15 protein-coding genes are annotated in these 16,483 nt (G+C 64.0%); 8 read left to right on the top strand and 7 right to left on the bottom strand.

Going from position 1 to position 16,483, the window contains the following annotated elements:
• Positions 1-5 precede the first annotated feature (5 nt).
• Positions 6-1,286: a hypothetical protein gene (locus NP552_RS01560; protein WP_274096326.1), complete on the top strand. Its 1,281-nt coding sequence runs from the start codon at positions 6-8 to the stop codon at positions 1,284-1,286.
• Between the two features lie 373 nt (positions 1,287-1,659).
• Positions 1,660-2,814: a hypothetical protein gene (locus NP552_RS01555; RefSeq protein ID WP_274096325.1), complete on the top strand. Its 1,155-nt coding sequence runs from the start codon at positions 1,660-1,662 to the stop codon at positions 2,812-2,814.
• Between the two features lie 133 nt (positions 2,815-2,947).
• Here NP552_RS01555 and NP552_RS01550 read toward each other — a convergent pair whose 3' ends face one another.
• The gene (locus NP552_RS01550) at positions 2,948-4,021 is read right to left on the bottom strand and encodes a 3-deoxy-7-phosphoheptulonate synthase (RefSeq protein WP_274096324.1); all 1,074 of its coding nucleotides are present in this window, start codon (positions 4,019-4,021) and stop codon (positions 2,948-2,950) included.
• Positions 4,022-4,613: 592 nt separating this feature from the next.
• On the opposite strand from NP552_RS01550, the gene NP552_RS01545 reads away from it, so the two are divergent.
• Positions 4,614-5,417, top strand: a complete 804-nt coding sequence (locus tag NP552_RS01545; RefSeq protein WP_274096323.1) for a hypothetical protein — start codon at positions 4,614-4,616, stop codon at positions 5,415-5,417.
• On the opposite strand, the gene NP552_RS01540 is transcribed toward NP552_RS01545, so the two are convergent.
• Positions 5,418-6,083 (bottom strand): response regulator transcription factor, encoded by a 666-nt coding sequence (locus NP552_RS01540; RefSeq protein ID WP_043860164.1) that lies wholly within the window; start codon positions 6,081-6,083, stop codon positions 5,418-5,420.
• A 45-nt stretch (positions 6,084-6,128) separates the two neighbouring features.
• A complete protein-coding gene (locus NP552_RS01535; RefSeq protein ID WP_104572445.1) occupies positions 6,129-6,665 on the bottom strand; it encodes a PQQ-dependent catabolism-associated CXXCW motif protein in 537 nt (178 codons plus the stop codon).
• A gap of 156 nt (positions 6,666-6,821) precedes the next feature.
• Between NP552_RS01535 and NP552_RS01530 the strand changes: the two genes are divergently transcribed.
• Positions 6,822-7,466: a response regulator gene (locus NP552_RS01530; protein ID WP_043860162.1), complete on the top strand. Its 645-nt coding sequence runs from the start codon at positions 6,822-6,824 to the stop codon at positions 7,464-7,466.
• Between the two features lie 17 nt (positions 7,467-7,483).
• On the opposite strand, the gene NP552_RS01525 is transcribed toward NP552_RS01530, so the two are convergent.
• A complete protein-coding gene (locus tag NP552_RS01525; protein ID WP_043860161.1) occupies positions 7,484-8,134 on the bottom strand; it encodes a pentapeptide repeat-containing protein in 651 nt (216 codons plus the stop codon).
• 102 nt (positions 8,135-8,236) lie between these two features.
• On the bottom strand, positions 8,237-10,108 hold the full coding sequence (gene exaA, locus NP552_RS01520) for a quinoprotein ethanol dehydrogenase (RefSeq protein WP_043860160.1): 1,872 nt from the start codon (positions 10,106-10,108) through the stop codon (positions 8,237-8,239).
• A gap of 273 nt (positions 10,109-10,381) precedes the next feature.
• Here exaA and pedF point away from each other — a divergent pair, with 273 nt between their 5' ends.
• The 3 genes from pedF to NP552_RS01505 are packed head-to-tail and all read left to right on the top strand — an operon-like array spanning position 10,382 to position 12,513.
• Entirely contained in the window at positions 10,382-10,819 is a 438-nt protein-coding gene (gene pedF, locus NP552_RS01515; RefSeq protein ID WP_043860159.1) for a cytochrome c-550 PedF, read from the top strand.
• A 3-nt stretch (positions 10,820-10,822) separates the two neighbouring features.
• Positions 10,823-11,578 carry a quinoprotein dehydrogenase-associated SoxYZ-like carrier gene (locus NP552_RS01510; RefSeq protein WP_043860158.1) on the top strand — a complete coding sequence of 252 codons (756 nt, stop codon included), beginning with the start codon at positions 10,823-10,825 and terminating at the stop codon, positions 11,576-11,578.
• An 8-nt stretch (positions 11,579-11,586) separates the two neighbouring features.
• Positions 11,587-12,513, top strand: coding sequence for a quinoprotein relay system zinc metallohydrolase 1 (locus tag NP552_RS01505; RefSeq protein WP_274096322.1), 927 nt, complete (start codon positions 11,587-11,589; stop codon positions 12,511-12,513).
• A gap of 67 nt (positions 12,514-12,580) precedes the next feature.
• On the opposite strand, the gene NP552_RS01500 is transcribed toward NP552_RS01505, so the two are convergent.
• On the bottom strand, positions 12,581-13,732 hold the full coding sequence (locus NP552_RS01500) for an acyl-CoA dehydrogenase family protein (protein ID WP_100632770.1): 1,152 nt from the start codon (positions 13,730-13,732) through the stop codon (positions 12,581-12,583).
• A 16-nt stretch (positions 13,733-13,748) separates the two neighbouring features.
• On the bottom strand, positions 13,749-14,819 hold the full coding sequence (locus NP552_RS01495) for an enoyl-CoA hydratase/isomerase family protein (RefSeq protein ID WP_043860155.1): 1,071 nt from the start codon (positions 14,817-14,819) through the stop codon (positions 13,749-13,751).
• Positions 14,820-15,156: 337 nt separating this feature from the next.
• On the opposite strand from NP552_RS01495, the gene NP552_RS01490 reads away from it, so the two are divergent.
• On the top strand, positions 15,157-16,338 hold the full coding sequence (locus NP552_RS01490) for a porin (RefSeq protein WP_043860154.1): 1,182 nt from the start codon (positions 15,157-15,159) through the stop codon (positions 16,336-16,338).
• Positions 16,339-16,483: the final 145 nt, after the last annotated feature.

The following is a 16,483-nucleotide window of genomic DNA, read 5'->3' as shown; positions in this document are numbered from 1 at the left end:
CGCACATGGGCATCTTGAGACTGTGCGGTGTGCTGGCGCTGTGCGCCTGCCTTGCGCCGGTGCACGCGCAGGAAGGCACCCGCACGGCGCAGTGGCTCAATGCACGCTTCACCAGCACGCCGGAACAGTGCGTGGGCAGAAGTCCTGCCTTCGTCTGCAGCGGCGTACTGGTGCGCAGCGTACCGCAGAGTGCGAACGCAGATTTCTGGACGCTCAAGGACGTCGCCGGCAGCGACCTGCGTTTTGTCTTCCTGCGCAACGACCGCAGCATGGCGGGCCTGGCGCTCGGGTGCGGCTACCTGCTGTTCGATGGTCTGAGCGCAGCAGCGCTCGGCAAGGCTTTTCAGGCTGTGCAAGACCCGGTATCGCCCGGGGCGGTCCTGGTGTCTGGCTGGCAGGCACAGGCGCCGGCGCAGCTTGCCATCCAGGCACTGTTCCATGACAGCGCGCAGGCCGGAGGCCTGCGCTGTGCTCAACGCAATCAGTTGGCCTATTACCAGGCCACCGGCCTCTGGCTGCCGATCCTGCGGATTGCGCCTGGCGATCCGCAGGCACAGGTGTTCGGCTTCGCGCAGCAAGAGCAGCTCTACAATGGCAGGCGCGTGGCCGAGCGCCTTGAGCACCGCTATCGGGATGCCTTGAGCGGATGCCGCGACGGGCAGGCAGCCGCCTACTGTCGCGGGGTGCTGATCCGCGCAGTGAATGGCGCCTCCGGTTTTCACGCATGGAACCCCAGCAGCAACTCCGTGACACGCAACGGCGTGTCGTTCTCCTACATACGTGCCGATGTCGGTACGCAGCGCCTGGCCGGTACCGAAGGGCTCATCTACCGCGAGCTTGCAGCACCCGCACGCCAGACACTGGTAATGCGCTGTGCCTACCCGGCCAATGCCAGTAGCAGCGCCATCCCCAACAGCTGCCGGGCCAGCTGCGCCTCGCTGAACATCAACAGTGTCAGCGCCTGGCGCAGCCGCTATGGTGCCAGCCCCGTCAGCAGTTGCGCCTTCGACCCCAGTGCTGCGGCCTTCGAGTTGAACATCGAAGTGCGTGCCCATGGCGGCGCCTGGAACGAAATCATCATCGCGCCCTGGCCGCAGAACATCGGCCCGCAGCTCACACTCGAGGCTGCATTCCTTATCCGTGGCAGTGGCGGGCTGAACGGTGCCCGGTACATCCAGCGCGATTACTACCAACAGGCCGGCAAGGTCATTCCTGTGCTACGGGTCGATCTGACGGCGGCCAACGGCCAGGTGTTCACCTTCGACCCCCTGGACCAGAACCTGTGACAACGCAAGGCATAGGGCATGGAGGTAACCAGGGGGCTTCACTGCGACCGACAAGCGTGGCAGCACGGCGAGCTACGGAGTGAGGTGAGCAATCGTACCTGAAACCCTCTGCTGGCACTGCCTTCTCGGGGCGGGCGGGCGAGTACGAACCAGGCTATCCAAGCTGATATCCACTGATCGCAGCCACGCTGCCAAGGAGTCGACGATGAGGAACCTGATGCGTTCACTGTGCCTGGGCTGCACCTTGTGTCTTGTACAGAGTGCAGCGTATGCCCTTGGGGGTGCACAAACCGCCGCGCTGCTGAATGCGCGCCACGCCAGTACCGCGTCCCAGTGCGTGGGGCGCGCACCTGCCTTTGCCTGCAGCGGCATCGTGCTGCGCACGCTGATGCCCAACCAGGCCGAGAAGTTCTGGGTGCCTGACGCCGCCGAAGGCACCGACATGCGCTTCATCTTTGTGCGCAAAGACCATGTGCCGACGACATTGGGCTCGGGCGCGGGGTTCTTGCTGTTTGATCGCTTTACGGCGCTGGCCCACGGCAAGCCGTACCAGGCCACCCAGCCAGCGGCCAACCTGGGCGAGGTGGTGGTGAACGGCTGGAATGCGCAGGCGCCGGGGCAACTCGCGATCCAGGGCGTGTTCTATGACCCCGGGCAAGCCGGCAGTCTGTTGCGCGCCCAGAGCAGCCAACGCGATTACTTCCAGGCCACCGGTACATGGCTGCCGCTACTGCGCTTGCAGCTTGGCGAACCGCAGGGGCAGGTCTTCGGCTTCAGTCAGCAAGACCAACTGGACAATGGCTACCGGGTGGCGGCACGGCTCAACACACGCTACCTCGACACCGGCAATGGCGACGACACCTGCCGGGGCAATCGGGGCGCCTTCTACTGCCGTGGTGTACTGCTGCGCACGACCGATGTCGGCAACTTCCGTGCGTGGAACCCGAGCTCCAATTCGGTACGCGGCAATGGCGTGTCCTTCAGTTATTTTCGCGCCGACAGCAAGGTGCTGCGTACCTACAAGGCGCAGGGGCTGGTGATACGTGAAGAAGCGGCACCGGCGACCAGACCCTTGTCTCTACGGTGCGTGTACCCCTTCGATGGTAGCACTGGCGGGCGGGCCGATATGTGCGACTTCCGGCTTTCTTGCGCCTCAGCGGGGATCGATTCGGCAGCGGCATGGTTGGCGCGCTTCCGTGGCAGCCCATACTCAGGTTGTTGGTTCTCCCCGGCGGCGCAACAATTTCGGGTGGCCAACGAGATCCGCCAACAGCTCAACGATGGCCTTGGCTGGAATGAAATGGTTGTAGCGGCCTGGCCCGCCGGTGCGCCGCTTGGATTGCCGCTTGAGGCGCTGCTCTACAGCAGGGCCAGTTACTTTGCGGGCGATGGCCTGGCAGGTGGCAAGCGGTTCCAGACCGATTACTTCGCCGATACGGGCCGTACCTTGCCGTTGCTTCAGTTGCACCCGATGCCCACAGATGGACGCCTGTTCATCTACGACCCGAACGATCAGGCCCTTCGGTAATCGACGCGACAGCGGCCAACCCACTGCCCCTGGTCAAGCTGGGCCGGCAGGACCAGAACGTCTGACCTGCCTGCCCCTTAACATTCTGCCTATGTGAGGGGGGCCGAAGCGCCCTCGTCGGGGCGGCAGGTGTCTACCCGCGTTGGCTAATGGCCGCTTCGCTCAACAAGGCTTCTGTGGCCCCCCAGCCCAGGCAGCCATCGGTGATCGATACACCGTAGCGCAGGGGGGCCTTGCCCAGTGCCTGGCAACCCTCGAACAAATGGCTTTCGAGCATCATGCCGATGATCGAGCGGTCACCCTGCAAGCGTTGCTGCAGCACCTGATTGAACACTTGAGGTTGGCGCAGTGGGTCCTTGCCGCTGTTGGCATGGCTGCAGTCCACCATCAGGCGTGGGCGGATGCCGGCCTTGTGCAGGCCCTGGCGTGCCTGCTCCAGGCTGGCGGCATCGTAGTTGGGGCCCTGGTGGCCGCCGCGCAGCACCAGGTGGGTATCAGGATTGCCAAGGGTCTCGACGATCGCCGGATGCCCCTGGGCATCCAGCCCGAAGTGGCGGTGGGCATGCGCGGCACTGCGGATGGCGTCGCAGGCGATACCCACGCCGCCGTCGGTGCCATTCTTGAATCCGACCGGCAGCCCCAGGCCGCTGACCATCTCGCGGTGAATCTGCGATTCGGTGGTGCGTGCACCGATGGCCGCCCAGCTCAGCAGGTCATCGAAGTAGCCTGCTGCCATCGGCTGCAGCAGTTCGGTGGCCACCGGCAGGCCCCGTTCGAGCATGCCCAGCATCAGCTGGCGAGACAGCGCAAGGCCACCCTGCATGTCATCGCTGCCATCCAGGTGCGGGTCGTATGCCAGGCCTTTCCAGCCCACCGTGGTGCGAGGCTTTTCGACATAGGCACGCATCACCAGCAACAACTGGTCATCAACCTGGCGGGAGAGGGCGGCCAGGCGTTCGGCGTATTCGAGGGCAGCGTGGGGGTCGTGCAGCGAGCAGGGGCCGACAATCACCAGCAGGCGATCATCCTCACCGTCGAGAATCGCCTTCACCGCCTGGCGATGGCGTTCGACCTGGCCGCCAAGGGCGCTGGACAAGGGCAGTTGCTGCTTGAGCTGAAACGGGCTGGGCAGGCGCAGGTTGAGGCTACTGTTGGCTGCGACAGCCTGGGGTTGGGACAGGTTCAGGGCTTGGGTGGACGCTTGCATGGTCGGGTTTCCTTGGGCGGAAGGCGGGTTCGGTCCCGCGCCTTCGGCCCTAGCGAGATGTTCGATTTCGTGTCGGTGTTTGCGTGCCACCTGTACTCGACCGGTCGGAGGCGGCTGGCTGGCCCGAACGGCAGTGGCTAAATCGCCAGGCAAGGCTTTGGTAACGGTAATAGGTGCTGTGGTTCATGGTGCAATCCTCATCGATGTCGGTGGTGTACGGCGCCCAAAACAAAACCCCCGGTGGGCAGGGCCGACCGGGGGTTGAGTATTCTCGTGTTCGGCGGCCCTGGGAGTGGGCGCCGGTGTGGGTATCAGCGGCGCCTGTGGCTAAACCAATACCCAAAATAAAAGCCGCTGGCAGACAGTGCCGCGCACGCAGGCACACCCGCCAGGTGCGATACGCGACCTGTGTGCAGTGCTTGAGTGAGGGAAATAGACGACATGCTGTGCTCCAGTTGATTGCCCGAGCTTACTTCAGGCGCGCAACTGGATGCAACTGGCAAATGGCGTTAGGCTTGCGCCCGATTGCTGGCACCGGAGCGTTGTCAGCGCACGCCGCACAGACGTGCATACCACCACATGGAGTCTCCCGATGCATGTGAACGACTACACATCGGCCATTACCACCCGCACCACCGGTGCAAGCCCCCTCCCTACCAGCCTTGGCATCAACCATGGCAACAGCAGCAGCGCCAGGGCCCTGAATGCCTACGCCGGCCAGGACACCAGCAGTGTCTCCAACCTGGCCCGTCAACTGGCCGCAAGTGCCACCCGTGCCAGCGAGCGCGATACCGGCCTGAGCCATTCGGCACTCGGTGCGTTGGCCAGGTCGCTGCTCGACAAGATTACCGGCGCTGCGTATTCGGCCAACAAGGCCGCCTACGACAAGGAAGTACCGGCCACAGATGACCCCGAGCTGCTGGCCCGGGCCGAACAGGCCACTGCGTTCGTGAACGCGACGCTGACCGTGGGCAGCAAGACCGTTGAAAACCCGTTCGCCGGCCTGTCGCGCGAGCAGCTGGCGCTGATCACCTACGATGACAGCGGCACCTTCACGGTCAACGAACGGCGCGCCGCGTTCGAGGAGACCACCCGCCAGGAGCAGGCGTGGCGTCGCGAGGTCAGCGACAAGGCGCAGCAGGAATACAACACCACCGGCCGCATGACGGACTTCTTCAAGCAAGTGCAGGCCCACTACAACAGCCTGCCGGCAATCGAGAAGGCTCAGTATCCGGCCGACTATGCGGCGCAGGTGCAACAGCACATCGATGCCGACATCAACTACAAGGTGCAGAACGCCAAGGACATGATCGTTCCCATGACCCTGGCCGAAACCCTGTTGTCGATGGGGCCGGTGGGCAGCGGCAAGACCCTTGCGCTACCCGGCGCCGGCTGATCAGCGCCGCAGATAGGCGGTAAAGTCGATATCGCCGGCACTGAGAATCGCCTGCACCCGGTTGTGCACGTTGAGCTTGCGCAGAATCGCCGAGACATGGGCCTTGACCGTGGTCTCGGCGATATCCAGGTTGTAGGCGATCTGCTTGTTCGACTCCCCCTTGGTCATGCGCTCGAGCACCAGCAACTGCTTGCGGGTGAGCGCCTGCAGCAGCTCCGGGGCAAAGCCTGCATGCTCGCTCTGGTTGCGCCGGCCGGTGCTTTTTTGCGTGCGGATGATGTCGGGCGGCAGGTACACGTTGCCGTTGAGGATCTGCTCGATGGCATCGGTCATCTGCGAGCGCGGCGACGACTTGGTGATGAACCCCACCGCGCCATAGGTGATTGCCTGCAGCACCACCTGCTTGTCCTGCTCGGCCGAGACGATCACCACCGGGATCGTCGGCGCCTCGTTGCGCAGGTTGATCAGCCCGCCAAGGCCATGCATGCCGGGCATGTTCAGGTCCAGCAGGATCAGGTCCAGGTCGTCATGCTGGCCGGTCAGGCTCAGGGCGCTGTCCAGGTCGGCGGTTTCCATGACCTCGCTGCCAGGGAAGCCGTCAGTGATGACGTTGTGGATCGCTTCGCGAAACAGCGGGTGGTCGTCGGCGATCAGAATCTTGTACATGGCTTTGCACCTTATTGTTGTGGTTGACCGCTAGGCAGACAGTAGTCAGGGGAACGCTTCGGGTGTCGCGGGGTGTACCGGCAGCCCGGCATTCTCCCAGGCATCCAGGCCATCACGGTACCAGTACAGCCGCGTGTAGCCCAGTGCATCGGCGCGCTTGACCGCATTCCAGCTCAGCCAGCAATCGGAGCGACAGTAGAAGACGATGGCGCGCTGCTTGTCGCCATGGCTCAGGCGTTGCAGGTGGCGGCTGAAATAGCGGGCCCAGGCGGCGTCCAGCTGGCCATCGCCGGTGTTGGCCAGCCAGTGGCTGTGGGGGAGGTTGGCATGCGGCTCGCTGTCGATGAACCGTCCATGCAGCCAGGGGCGCTTGTACACGTCGATCAGCAACGGCGGGGGCTGCTGTTGCAGCAGAGCCTGCAGCTGCGCGGTATCGAGGGTCTGCGCCGGCGGCGCCTTATCGGGGGTAGGGCTGCGGTACAGGGTGGCGCGGTAGCCGTCGGCAGTGAACAGCGCCGTGTCGGCGCTGGCGGGCACCGCCAGGGTCAGGCAGGCAGAAGCGAACAAGGCACGCAGCAGCATGGTCGGCAGTCTCGTTTTTGTTATGCCTGGTATTACAGGCCAGTACTGGCGCTTTGTGAATGCGACCATCGACAGCGCGGGCAGTACCAAAGTAGTAGCGGCCGTGCTCGCCAGCGGCTCTAGCATGGGGTATAGCCACTACAGGAGTACTGCGCGATGGGCATCTTGCTGGTCGACGACCACCCGATGATCCGCCTGGGCCTGGCCCACTTTCTGGGCGAAGGGCTCAATGGCCTGCCAGTTCGCGAGGCCGGCAGCGGCGAGGAGGCCCTGCAGCAGGTGCAGGAGGAACTGCCCGGCCTGGTGATCATGGACTTCGACCTGCCCGGCATCAGCGGCCTGGAAACCACCCGGCGCCTGCGTCAGCGCCTGCCGCAACTGCGCGTGCTGTTTTTCAGCGAACACACCGAGCTGGGCCTGGTTCGCCAGGCACTGGACGCGGGGGCCTGCGGGTTTCTGTCCAAAGCGGCAGCGCCGGCGGTGGTGCTTGAAGCCGTGCGCCGGGTACTGGCGGGGCATGCCTACATCGAGCAACCGCTGGCCACCCAGCTGGCCTGTCAGCCGCACCCGGGGCAGGGTGGCGGCAATGCTCGCCTGCAGGGGCTGACCCAGCGCGAGATCGAAATCTTCCTGATGCTGGCCAAGGGCACGCCGACCCGGTTGATAGCCCAGCAGCTGTGCATCAGCGCCAAGACCGTCTCCAACTACCTGACCTTGCTCAAGAGCAAGCTGCAGGTCAGCTCCCATGCCGAACTGGTGCACCTGGCAATCGAAGCCGGCCTGCTGCGTATAGCGGCGTAGGCTGTGTACGCAGGCACCTAGTCCCAGGTGCTCGGGCAACCCTGGCAGCCTTCCATGTTGCTGTCCTGGAAGTTGGCGTAGTGCTGACGAGTGCCGCGCAGGTCGGCTTTCTCCAGGTTGCTTTCACCGAACTTGGCTTCCTGCAGGTTGGCATCGGCCAGGTTCGCCCCCACAAGGTCGGCCCTGCTCAGCCAGGTCATTTCCAGGTCGGCGGCTTGCAGGTTGGTATTGTGCAGCTTGGCGCCGGACAGGCGGGCAAACTCCAGGTAGGCGGCGCTGAGGTTGGCACCATTGAAGTTGGCGCCCTGGGCGTACATGCCCCAGGCCTGGACCGCGATCAGCGTGGCATCGGTGAAGTTGGCCACGCGCAGGTTGGTTTGCTGCAGGCTGGCACGGGTGAGGTTGGCGCCTTGCAGGTTGGCTTTCTCCAGGTTGGCCAGGTCGAGCTTGGCGTGACGCAGGTTGGCGCCACGCAGGTCGGCACCGGCCAGGTTCATCTTGCGCATGTCCTGGTTGTTCAGGTCGGCGTTCTGCAGGTTGGCGCCGGGGCACTGGCTTTCAGGCTGGATGATGCAGCCGTTGATCTTCAGCGGCTGTGGTTCCAGTTCGTCGTCGGCAGCAAAAGCCGGGGACAGGGCGACGGCGAGCACTAGGGGCAGATACTTCATGGGAATCTCCTTGGCAGTTTGAAAGCAGACGCGGGTCAAGCCCGCTCCCACAGGTCTGGTGATCCCTTGTGGTGGCGAACTTGACCCGCGAAAACGCTCAGATCAACGCTTGGCGGTCTTGGTATCCCAGGCCGGGATCTTGAACACCCAGAACGATCCACCCTGTGCCACCGGCTTGGTCAGCTCGGCCATGTCGCCACCCCACAGCGGTACTGCACCGCCGTAGCCGACGGTCACGCCGATGTACTGCTCGCCATCCTGTTCCCAGGTGATCGGTGGCGAAACGATGCCGCTGCCGGTCTGGAATTTCCACAGCTCTTCGCCGGTCTTGGCGTTGAAGGCCTTGAAGTAGCCGTCGCCGGTACCGGTGAACACCAGGTTGCCCTTGGTGGCCAGCACGCCGGCCCACAGCGGCAGGCGCTCGTTGTGCTCCCACACCACCTTGCCGGTGGTCGGGTCCATCGCACGCAGCGAACCTACGTGGTCCTCGTACATGCGCTTGATGCGGAAGCCCATGCCCAGGTAGGCCGACCCTTTCTTGTAGTTGACCTCTTCGGTCCAGTATTCCTCTTTCCAGTGGTTGGCCGGTACGTAGAACAGGCCGGTGTCCTGGCTGTAGGCCATCGGGTTCCAGTTCTTGCCGCCCAGGAACGGTGGCGAGACTTCCACCGGCTTGCCCTTGGTTTCGCCTGGCAATGGCTTGGCAGGGCGCTGGCCTTCGTTTTCGACCGGGCGACCGGTCTTGAGATCGATGTGGCTGGCCCAGGTGATGTTGTCCACGAACGGGAAGGCGTTTTTCAGCTTGCCGTTGGTGCGGTCCACCACATAGAAGAAGCCGTTGCGGTCAGCGTGCGCGGTGGCCTTGTACTGCTTGCCGTCCTTGTCCTTGTAGTCGAACAGCACCAGTTCGTTGTTGCCCGAGAAGTCCCAGGCATCGTTCGGGGTGTGCTGGTAGAACCACTTGACCTCACCGGTGGTCGGGTCGACGCCGACCTGGCCCGAGGTGTACAGGCTGTCGAAGTCGTGCGGGTTGCCGTCCTTGGAGGTACGTGCCCAGGTGTTCCACGGGCCAGGGTTGCCGGCGCCGACGATGATGGTGTTGGTTTCGGGGTCGAAGCTTGCGCTTTGCCATGGGGCGCCGCCACCGTGGCTCCAGGATTCGACCTTGCCGGTCTCGGTGGTCGGATCGTCCGGCCAGGACGGGGCCTTGACGTCGCCGGTAGGGGTGCTGTCCTTGCCGTTCAGGCGGCCCATGTGGCCTTCGACGAACGGACGCATCCACACTTCTTCACCGGTTTCCGGGTCGCGGGCATACAGCTGGCCGACCACGCCGAATTCGTCACCGGAGCTGCCGTGAATCAGCAGCACCTTGCCGCTCTTCTGATCCTTGATCAGGGTCGGGGCGCCGGTCATGGTGTAGCCGGCGCTGTGATCGCCGAATTTCTTGTTCCATACCACCTTGCCGGTGTCTTTGTTCAGCGCGATCACGCGGGCATCGAGGGTGCCGAAGTAGATCTTGTCGCCGAAGATGGCAGCGCCACGGTTGACCACGTCACAGCACGGACGAATGTTGTCCGGCAGGCGATGGTTGTAGGTCCACAGACGCTTGCCGGTCTTGGCATCCAGGGCGAACACCCGCGAATAGGAGCCGGTGACGTAGATCACGCCGTCGTTGATGATCGCCTGGGATTCCTGGCCGCGTTGCTTTTCGTCACCGAAGGAGTACGACCAGGCCGGGGTCAGCTTGAACACGTTCTTGTCGTTGACCATGGCCAGCGGGCTCCAGCGCTGGGCATTGGTGCCCATGCCGTACTGCAGCACGTTCTGGGTGTTGAGGTGGTCGTTGGCGATGTCTTCCCAGGTCACCGGCTTGGCGTTGGCCGCCGGTGCCAGGGCCAGGCTCGAGACCAGCAGGACGGCCTGCACAGCCATGGACAGTGGGGAAAGCGCGGCGGGTAACGATCTTATTGTCATAGTGGGTGTTCCCAATGGAGGTTTTGTGCCTGCCTAGACTGGATCGTCGCCGCCTGCGCAGATACGGAAAAACTCCCGCCCTGAGCGGGAAAATGTCCCAGTCGGCGCATGATTTGGCACTGCCCCACAAGCCCTACTACCAAGGGAGTAGCACGCGACCACCAAAGCAGCATGGGGGCGCTGGAGTGCGCTTTCTAAGATGCCCGGCAGCACCCCGGTATCGCGAGGTGCCTGCGTGCAAACCGTACAGACAAAGCAGTCGAGGGCAGAACAATGACAACAGTGAAAAACGCCTGGATGAGCGCCGTGCTGATGGCCGGCCTGATGAGTACCGGGGCGGTGTTCGCCCATGGCAACGTGACCCCGTCGGCGGTCAACACCGGCACCCTGGAAAAACTCGGTGACGAGTGGCGTGAAACCAACCCCTACCGCAACGGCCCCAACCATGACGAGGCAGTGTCCATCGGCGCCTCGGCCTACAACCAGAACTGCGCGGCCTGCCACGGCCTGGAAGCCAAGTCCGGTGGCATCGCCCCCGACCTGCGCCTGCTGGACGAGGGCGAGGCGGGCGATGAATGGTTCGTGGAGCGGGTACGCAACGGCGCGGTGCGTGACGGGCGCGTGTACATGCCCAAGATGGCCGACTACCTGAGCCAGGAAGCGTTGTGGGCGGTGCGTACCTACCTTGACAGCGTGCACATCGAGGAATAGGCCATGCGCCGGGTACCGTTGCTGTTGGCCGCGTTGCTGCTGGCCGGCCCGGCCTGTGCAATACAGCCGGGTGCCGATCCGGTGCCGTCGGTGATGTGGGAGTTCTATCGCAAACAGTGGCTCCAGGATGAGCCCTACGTCTTTGATGAGCGCGTGCGGGTGATTGCCCCGCCATTCGCCGAGGACGCCCGACAGGTGCCGTTGCAGGTCGATGCCCGGGCGTTGCCGGGCAAGGTGCAGCGCATACTCGTGTGGGCCGAACTCAACCCGATACCGCGGGTCGTCGATTTCCATCCCGGCCCGCAGGTTCTGCCGTGGCTGGCTGTGCGCATACGCATCGAGCAGGCCACCCCGCTGCGGGCGGCCGTGCTGACCGATGACGGTACCTGGCACATCGGTTCGAGCCTGATCGATGCCGCCGGCGGTGGCTGCACGGCGCCCAGCGTGGTACGCAGCCAGCCCGGCTGGGAAGAGCGTCTGGGCCAGGTACTGGGTGCACGCTACCCGCGCGAAGCCTTCAGCCGCGTGCGCCTGGACGTGTCGCATCCGATGGATAACGGCCTGACTGGCGGCATCCCCGAATTCTTCATCGAACACGCCGAGCTGTTCGATGCCCAGGGCCAGTCGCTGGCCACCCTCGAACTGTTTCCTGCCGTGAGCGAGAACCCCAGCCTGGGCTTCGACCTGCTCAACCAGGGGGCTACCCGCCTGGTGCTGCGTGACAACAACGGTAACCAGTTCGACGCTGCCATCGAGTGAGGACCGTGATGCGAGCACTGTTGCTGTTGCTGGCGTGTGTCAGCCTGCCGAGCCTGGCCGACCTGGACTATCACCTGGCGCCGCGCCAGATCGCGGCCGACACCTATGTGCTGGAGGGCAGCACCGAGCACTTCTCCCGAACCAACGGCGGCAACATCGTCAACACCGGTTTCATCGTCACCGAGGCTGGCGTGGTGGTGATCGACAGCGGTCCGTCGCTGCGCTATGGGCAGGCCTTGCGCAAAGCCATCGAAAGCGTCACCGACCAGCCGGTGGTGCAGGTGCTGCTGACCCATCACCACCCCGATCACGCACTGGGCAGCCAGGCCTTTGCCGGTGTGCCTGTCGGTGCACTGCCTGGCACCACGCAGTTGCTGGAGGAGCAGGGTGATGGCCTGGCCGAGAACATGTACCGCATGGTGGGTGACTGGATGCGTGGCACCCAGGTGCGCCTGCCCGACCAGCCGGTGGCGGCGAGTGAGCGTGCGTTCGGTTCGCACCGGTTGCGGCTGCTGGCCTTGACCGGTCACAGCGGTGCCGACCTGGCGGTGTTCGACGAGAAGACCGGAGTGTTGTTTGCCGGCGATCTGTTGTTCTACCAGCGTGCGCTGACCACGCCCAACACCCCTGGCCTGGCGGTGTGGCTACAGGATCTGCAGCGGCTCGAGGCGCTGCCGTGGAAGGTGCTGGTGCCGGGGCACGGCCCGCTGGCCACGGACCGTGCGCCGTTTGCGCAGATGGTTGATTACCTGGGGTGGCTGGACAAGGTGATGCGTGAGAGTGCGGCGCAGGGGCTGGACATGACCGAGGTGATTGCCACGCCGATACCCCAGCGGTTTGCGGGCATAGCGTTGAGTCAGTACGAGCTCATTCGCAGCGTGAGCCATCTGTACCCGCAGTATGAGCGGCAGGTGCTCAAGCGGGTGGATCGCTAGAAGGTCTGGGGCCGGGCCAACAAGGCTGACAGGCCATGGTGGCCCGGCATCACATCAAACCGCGCCTTTACAACGGATAGTGCTTCAACTCCCGCGCAATCAGCATGCGCTGAATCTCGCTCGAGCCCTCATAGATCTGCGTGATCCGCGCATCGCGGTAGTATCGCTCCACGGGGTAGTCTTCCAGGTAACCATACCCACCATGCACCTGGATGGCCTTGGAACACACCCGTTCGGCCATCTCCGAAGCAAACAGCTTGGCCTGCGAAGCCTCGCTCAAACACGGCTTGCCCGCACTGCGCAAACGCGCCGCATGCAGTATCAACAACCGCGCCGCATTGAGCTGTACCTGCATGTCGGCCAGCAGGTTGGCCACACTCTGGTGCTCGTTGATCGGCTTGCCGAACTGGATGCGGTCACGCGAATACACCAGCGCCGCCTCGAACGCCGCACGCGCAATGCCCAGCGCCTGAGCCGCAATGCCGATACGCCCACCCTCAAGGTTGGACAGCGCGATCGCCAGGCCCTTGCCACGCTCGCCCAGCAGGTTGGCTGCCGGCACACGGCAGTTGTTCAAGGTCACCGCACAGGTGTCGGAGGCGCGAATGCCCATCTTGTGTTCGCTGCGATCGACCACGAAACCTTCGTTGTCGGTCGGCACCAGAAACGCCGACAACCCTTTCTTGCCCAGCTCCGGGTCGGTCACCGCAAACACGATCGCCAGGCCCGCGCGCCGCGCATTGCTGACGAACTGCTTGGACCCGTTGATCACCCACTCATCACCTACTTGCTCGGCACGGGTGCGCAGGTTGTGCGCCTCGGAGCCGGCCTGGGGTTCGGTAAGGCAGAAGCAGCCGATCACCTGGCCGGTGGCCAGACGCTCCAGCCAGGTCTGCTGCTGCAGGTCGCTGCCATAGGCGAGCAGGGGGCCGCAGCCAACCGAGTTGTGGATGCTCATCAACGCCCCGGTGGCGCCATCGCCGGCGGCAATCTCTTCCACCGCCAGTGCATAGGCCACGTAGTCGGTGTAGCTGCCGCCCCATTGCTCGGGCACCACCATGCCCAGCAAGCCCAGCTCACCCATCCTGGCCACCACGCCATCGTCGATCCAGCCGGCCTTTTCCCAGGCCTGAGCATGCGGGGCGATCTCGTTACGGGCGAAGTCGCGCGCCATGTCGCGGATCATGATCTGTTCTTCAGTCAGTTCCAGGTCTTGCATGTGCGTACTCCGGCCCTCACAGGCCTTCGAAGAATTGATCCACCCGCGAGCGTGAAAGCTCGGCGACGGTGGCGGGGTTCCAGCGAGGCTGCTTGTCCTTGTCGATGATCAGCGCGCGTACACCTTCGATCAGGTCGCCGTGCTCGAACCATTGCCGGTCCAGGTGCAGCTCCATCGCAAAGCAGTCCTCCAGGCTCAGGTGGCGCCCGCGGCGCAGCATCTCCAGGGTCACCGCCATCGCCAGGGGCGAGCGCGTGGCCAGCAGGTCGGCGGTCTTGAGTGCCCATTCGTGGCTGTCGCCGACGGTCACGGCACGCAGTTGCTCGATGATGCTGGCCACATCGGGCAACGCGAAGAAGTGGTCGATGGCCGGGCGCAGCGCAGCCAGGGGAGGGTTGTCCAGGGCCTGGGTGCCCAGCCTGGCCAGCACGCCCTGCAGGTCCTTGAGCGGGTGCTCGCTCCACTTGAGCGTGTTCAGGCGTTCATCCAGGGTGCTCAGCCTGGCGCTGTCGACGTGCCAGTCGGCCAGCCCGCAGTACAGCGCGTCGGCCGCCTGGATCTGCACGCCGCTCACCCCCAGGTAGGTGCCCAGTTCGCCGGGGATGCGCGACAGGAAATAGCTGCCGCCCACGTCCGGAAAGTAGCCGATGCCGGTTTCGGGCATGGCCAGGCGGCTGCGCTCGGTGACCACACGCAGCTCCGCGCCCTGGGCCAGGCCCATGCCGCCGCCCAGGGTAAAGCCGTCCATCAGGGCAACGATGGGCTTGCGGTAGTGATGAATGCACAGGTCCAGCGCGTACTCCTCCACGAAGAAGTCGCGGTGCAGGCTGTCGCCTGCCTTGAAGCTGTCATGCAGCGAACGGATGTCGCCGCCGGCGCAGAAACCCTTGGGGCCTTCGCCACGCAGTACCACTGCGTGAACCTGCGGGTCGACGGCCCAGGCGTCGAGCTGCTGCTGCAGCTGACGCACCATCGGCAAGGTCAGGGCGTTGAGGCCGGCGGGGCGGTTGAGGGTCAGATGGCCTACATGGTTGCGTACGGTAGCCAGTACGTTGGTATCGACCGGGGAATGCGCTTGCGCGGTCATCGCTGTCTCCCTGCTTTGTTATTGATTTTCCACATGATTTGTCGCGCCGTGGAGATGAATTCAAGGATCGTCGGATCGTAACAGTGCAATTTTGCCCATTACAATCGACAAAACTGCAGTGCCTGTCTGCATTTTTGCATGGTGGTCTCGGCCATCCGGAGCGGGTGCTGGCACTTTAGCCTTGTGACACTGGCGGACACAGGATTAGTTCCCCGGTGCCTGGCACCTCGCGCCTCGCCAAAGCAGCAGCGCCTTGCCCCCAAGGCAGCGTAGGGCGCGCGGCGCCGCTTTTCGATAATCGCCTCCGACAACCGTCCACCCGTTTGCGGAGAGCGTCATGCACAACAATAAGAATGCCCATACACGTTTCCTGCCCTTGGTGGCGAGCCTTGCCGCGCTGGGCCTGACCCCGCTGGCCCAGGCCGAGATCATGCTGTACGACAAGGACGACACGACCTTTTCCACCGACGGCTACATCAACGCCTTCTACGTCAACAGCAAGGTCGACCGTGACGGCGAGCAGTTCGACCGTCGCCAATCCCGGGTCAAGATGGGCTTTCTGCCCAACTACCTGGGTTTCAACATGACCCGTCAGATCGACGACCTCAAGCTGGGCGGGCGCGCTTCGTTCTGGGTCACCATCAACGACAGTGAAACCAACGGCACCGACACGGCCATCGACGTGCGTCAGTTCTACGGCACCGTGACCAATTCGGAGTGGGGCGAGGTACTGATCGGCAAGGACTTCGGCCTGTTCGCCCGTTCCAACATCCTGCTCGACGAGCTGCTGGCCGGCTATGGCCAGGTCAGTGACACCCTCGGCCTGGTGGACGGTGGCGGTGTATCGTTCGGCAACATCGGCACCGGCTACCCGTACCCGTTCCCCACTGCGCAGATCACCTACCGCACCCCGGTGATGGATGGCCTGCGCATCGCCGTGGGCATCATGGACCCGGTCGATACCAACGATGACAGCGCGGTGGGCAAGGCCTACCAGAAGAATCCGCGCACCGAGAGCGAGATCACCTACCAGTTCGACCTGGGGGGCGCCAAGATCTACAGCTGGATCAACGGTGGCTACCAGACCTCGGACAACACCGACCACAACGTCGACTCGGTGACCTCCAAGGGCCTGGGCTATGGCGTACAGGCCAAGATGGGCGCCTTCTCGCTGACCGGTTCCGGCTTCACCGCCAAGGGCATCAACCCGTTCTTCACCAACAACGCCGGGGAAGCCACCTTGCGCGAGGTCGACAGCAAGGGCTACCTGATGCAGGGCTCGTACAAGTTCGGCAAGAACCGCCTGGCGTTGTCGTACGGCAAGACCAAGGACGACGGCAACGGCGCGGTCAACACCGGCGCCGACTACGAGACCCGCGGCATCGCGCTGTTCCGCGACATCAATGCCAACCTCACCCTGGTAGCCGAATACAACCAGTTCGAAATCCGCGGGCATGAGGGCAGCAGCCAGAACGAAGACACCGATACGCTGGCCCTGGGTGCCGTGCTGACCTGGTAAACCGCGTCGCCCCTTCGCTGGCAAGCCGGCGCCCACAGCGATGCCACTGTTCTTCACGTCAGTGGCAAACCTGTGGGCGCCGGCGTTCCAGCGAAAGGGCACCCCCCTTGCAAACCTACAACCAATGCCACCCCCACCCACTACC

Source organism: Pseudomonas sp. 8209 (genome assembly GCF_028682105.1).
GTDB classification, from domain to species: Bacteria; Pseudomonadota; Gammaproteobacteria; order Pseudomonadales; family Pseudomonadaceae; genus Aquipseudomonas; species Aquipseudomonas palmensis.
Note: the sequence above shows the minus strand (reverse complement) of the source record. Positions and strands in the feature narration are given on the sequence as shown.

Excerpts from the sequence above, each read along its gene's own strand:
- NP552_RS01510 (WP_043860158.1), top strand. The coding sequence starts at position 10,823 with ATGCGCCGGGTACCGTTGCTGTTGGCCGCGTTGCTGCTGGCCGGCCCG.
- pedF (WP_043860159.1), top strand. The coding sequence starts at position 10,382 with ATGACAACAGTGAAAAACGCCTGGATGAGCGCCGTGCTGATGGCCGGC.
- exaA (WP_043860160.1), bottom strand. The coding sequence starts at position 10,108 with ATGACAATAAGATCGTTACCCGCCGCGCTTTCCCCACTGTCCATGGCT.
- NP552_RS01500 (WP_100632770.1), bottom strand. The coding sequence starts at position 13,732 with ATGCAAGACCTGGAACTGACTGAAGAACAGATCATGATCCGCGACATG.
- NP552_RS01495 (WP_043860155.1), bottom strand. The coding sequence starts at position 14,819 with ATGACCGCGCAAGCGCATTCCCCGGTCGATACCAACGTACTGGCTACC.
- NP552_RS01550 (WP_274096324.1), bottom strand. The coding sequence starts at position 4,021 with ATGCAAGCGTCCACCCAAGCCCTGAACCTGTCCCAACCCCAGGCTGTC.
- NP552_RS01530 (WP_043860162.1), top strand. The coding sequence starts at position 6,822 with ATGGGCATCTTGCTGGTCGACGACCACCCGATGATCCGCCTGGGCCTG.
- NP552_RS01535 (WP_104572445.1), bottom strand. The coding sequence starts at position 6,665 with ATGCTGCTGCGTGCCTTGTTCGCTTCTGCCTGCCTGACCCTGGCGGTG.
- NP552_RS01525 (WP_043860161.1), bottom strand. The coding sequence starts at position 8,134 with ATGAAGTATCTGCCCCTAGTGCTCGCCGTCGCCCTGTCCCCGGCTTTT.
- NP552_RS01490 (WP_043860154.1), top strand. The coding sequence starts at position 15,157 with ATGCACAACAATAAGAATGCCCATACACGTTTCCTGCCCTTGGTGGCG.
- NP552_RS01540 (WP_043860164.1), bottom strand. The coding sequence starts at position 6,083 with ATGTACAAGATTCTGATCGCCGACGACCACCCGCTGTTTCGCGAAGCG.
- NP552_RS01560 (WP_274096326.1), top strand. The coding sequence starts at position 6 with ATGGGCATCTTGAGACTGTGCGGTGTGCTGGCGCTGTGCGCCTGCCTT.
- NP552_RS01505 (WP_274096322.1), top strand. The coding sequence starts at position 11,587 with ATGCGAGCACTGTTGCTGTTGCTGGCGTGTGTCAGCCTGCCGAGCCTG.
- NP552_RS01545 (WP_274096323.1), top strand. The coding sequence starts at position 4,614 with ATGCATGTGAACGACTACACATCGGCCATTACCACCCGCACCACCGGT.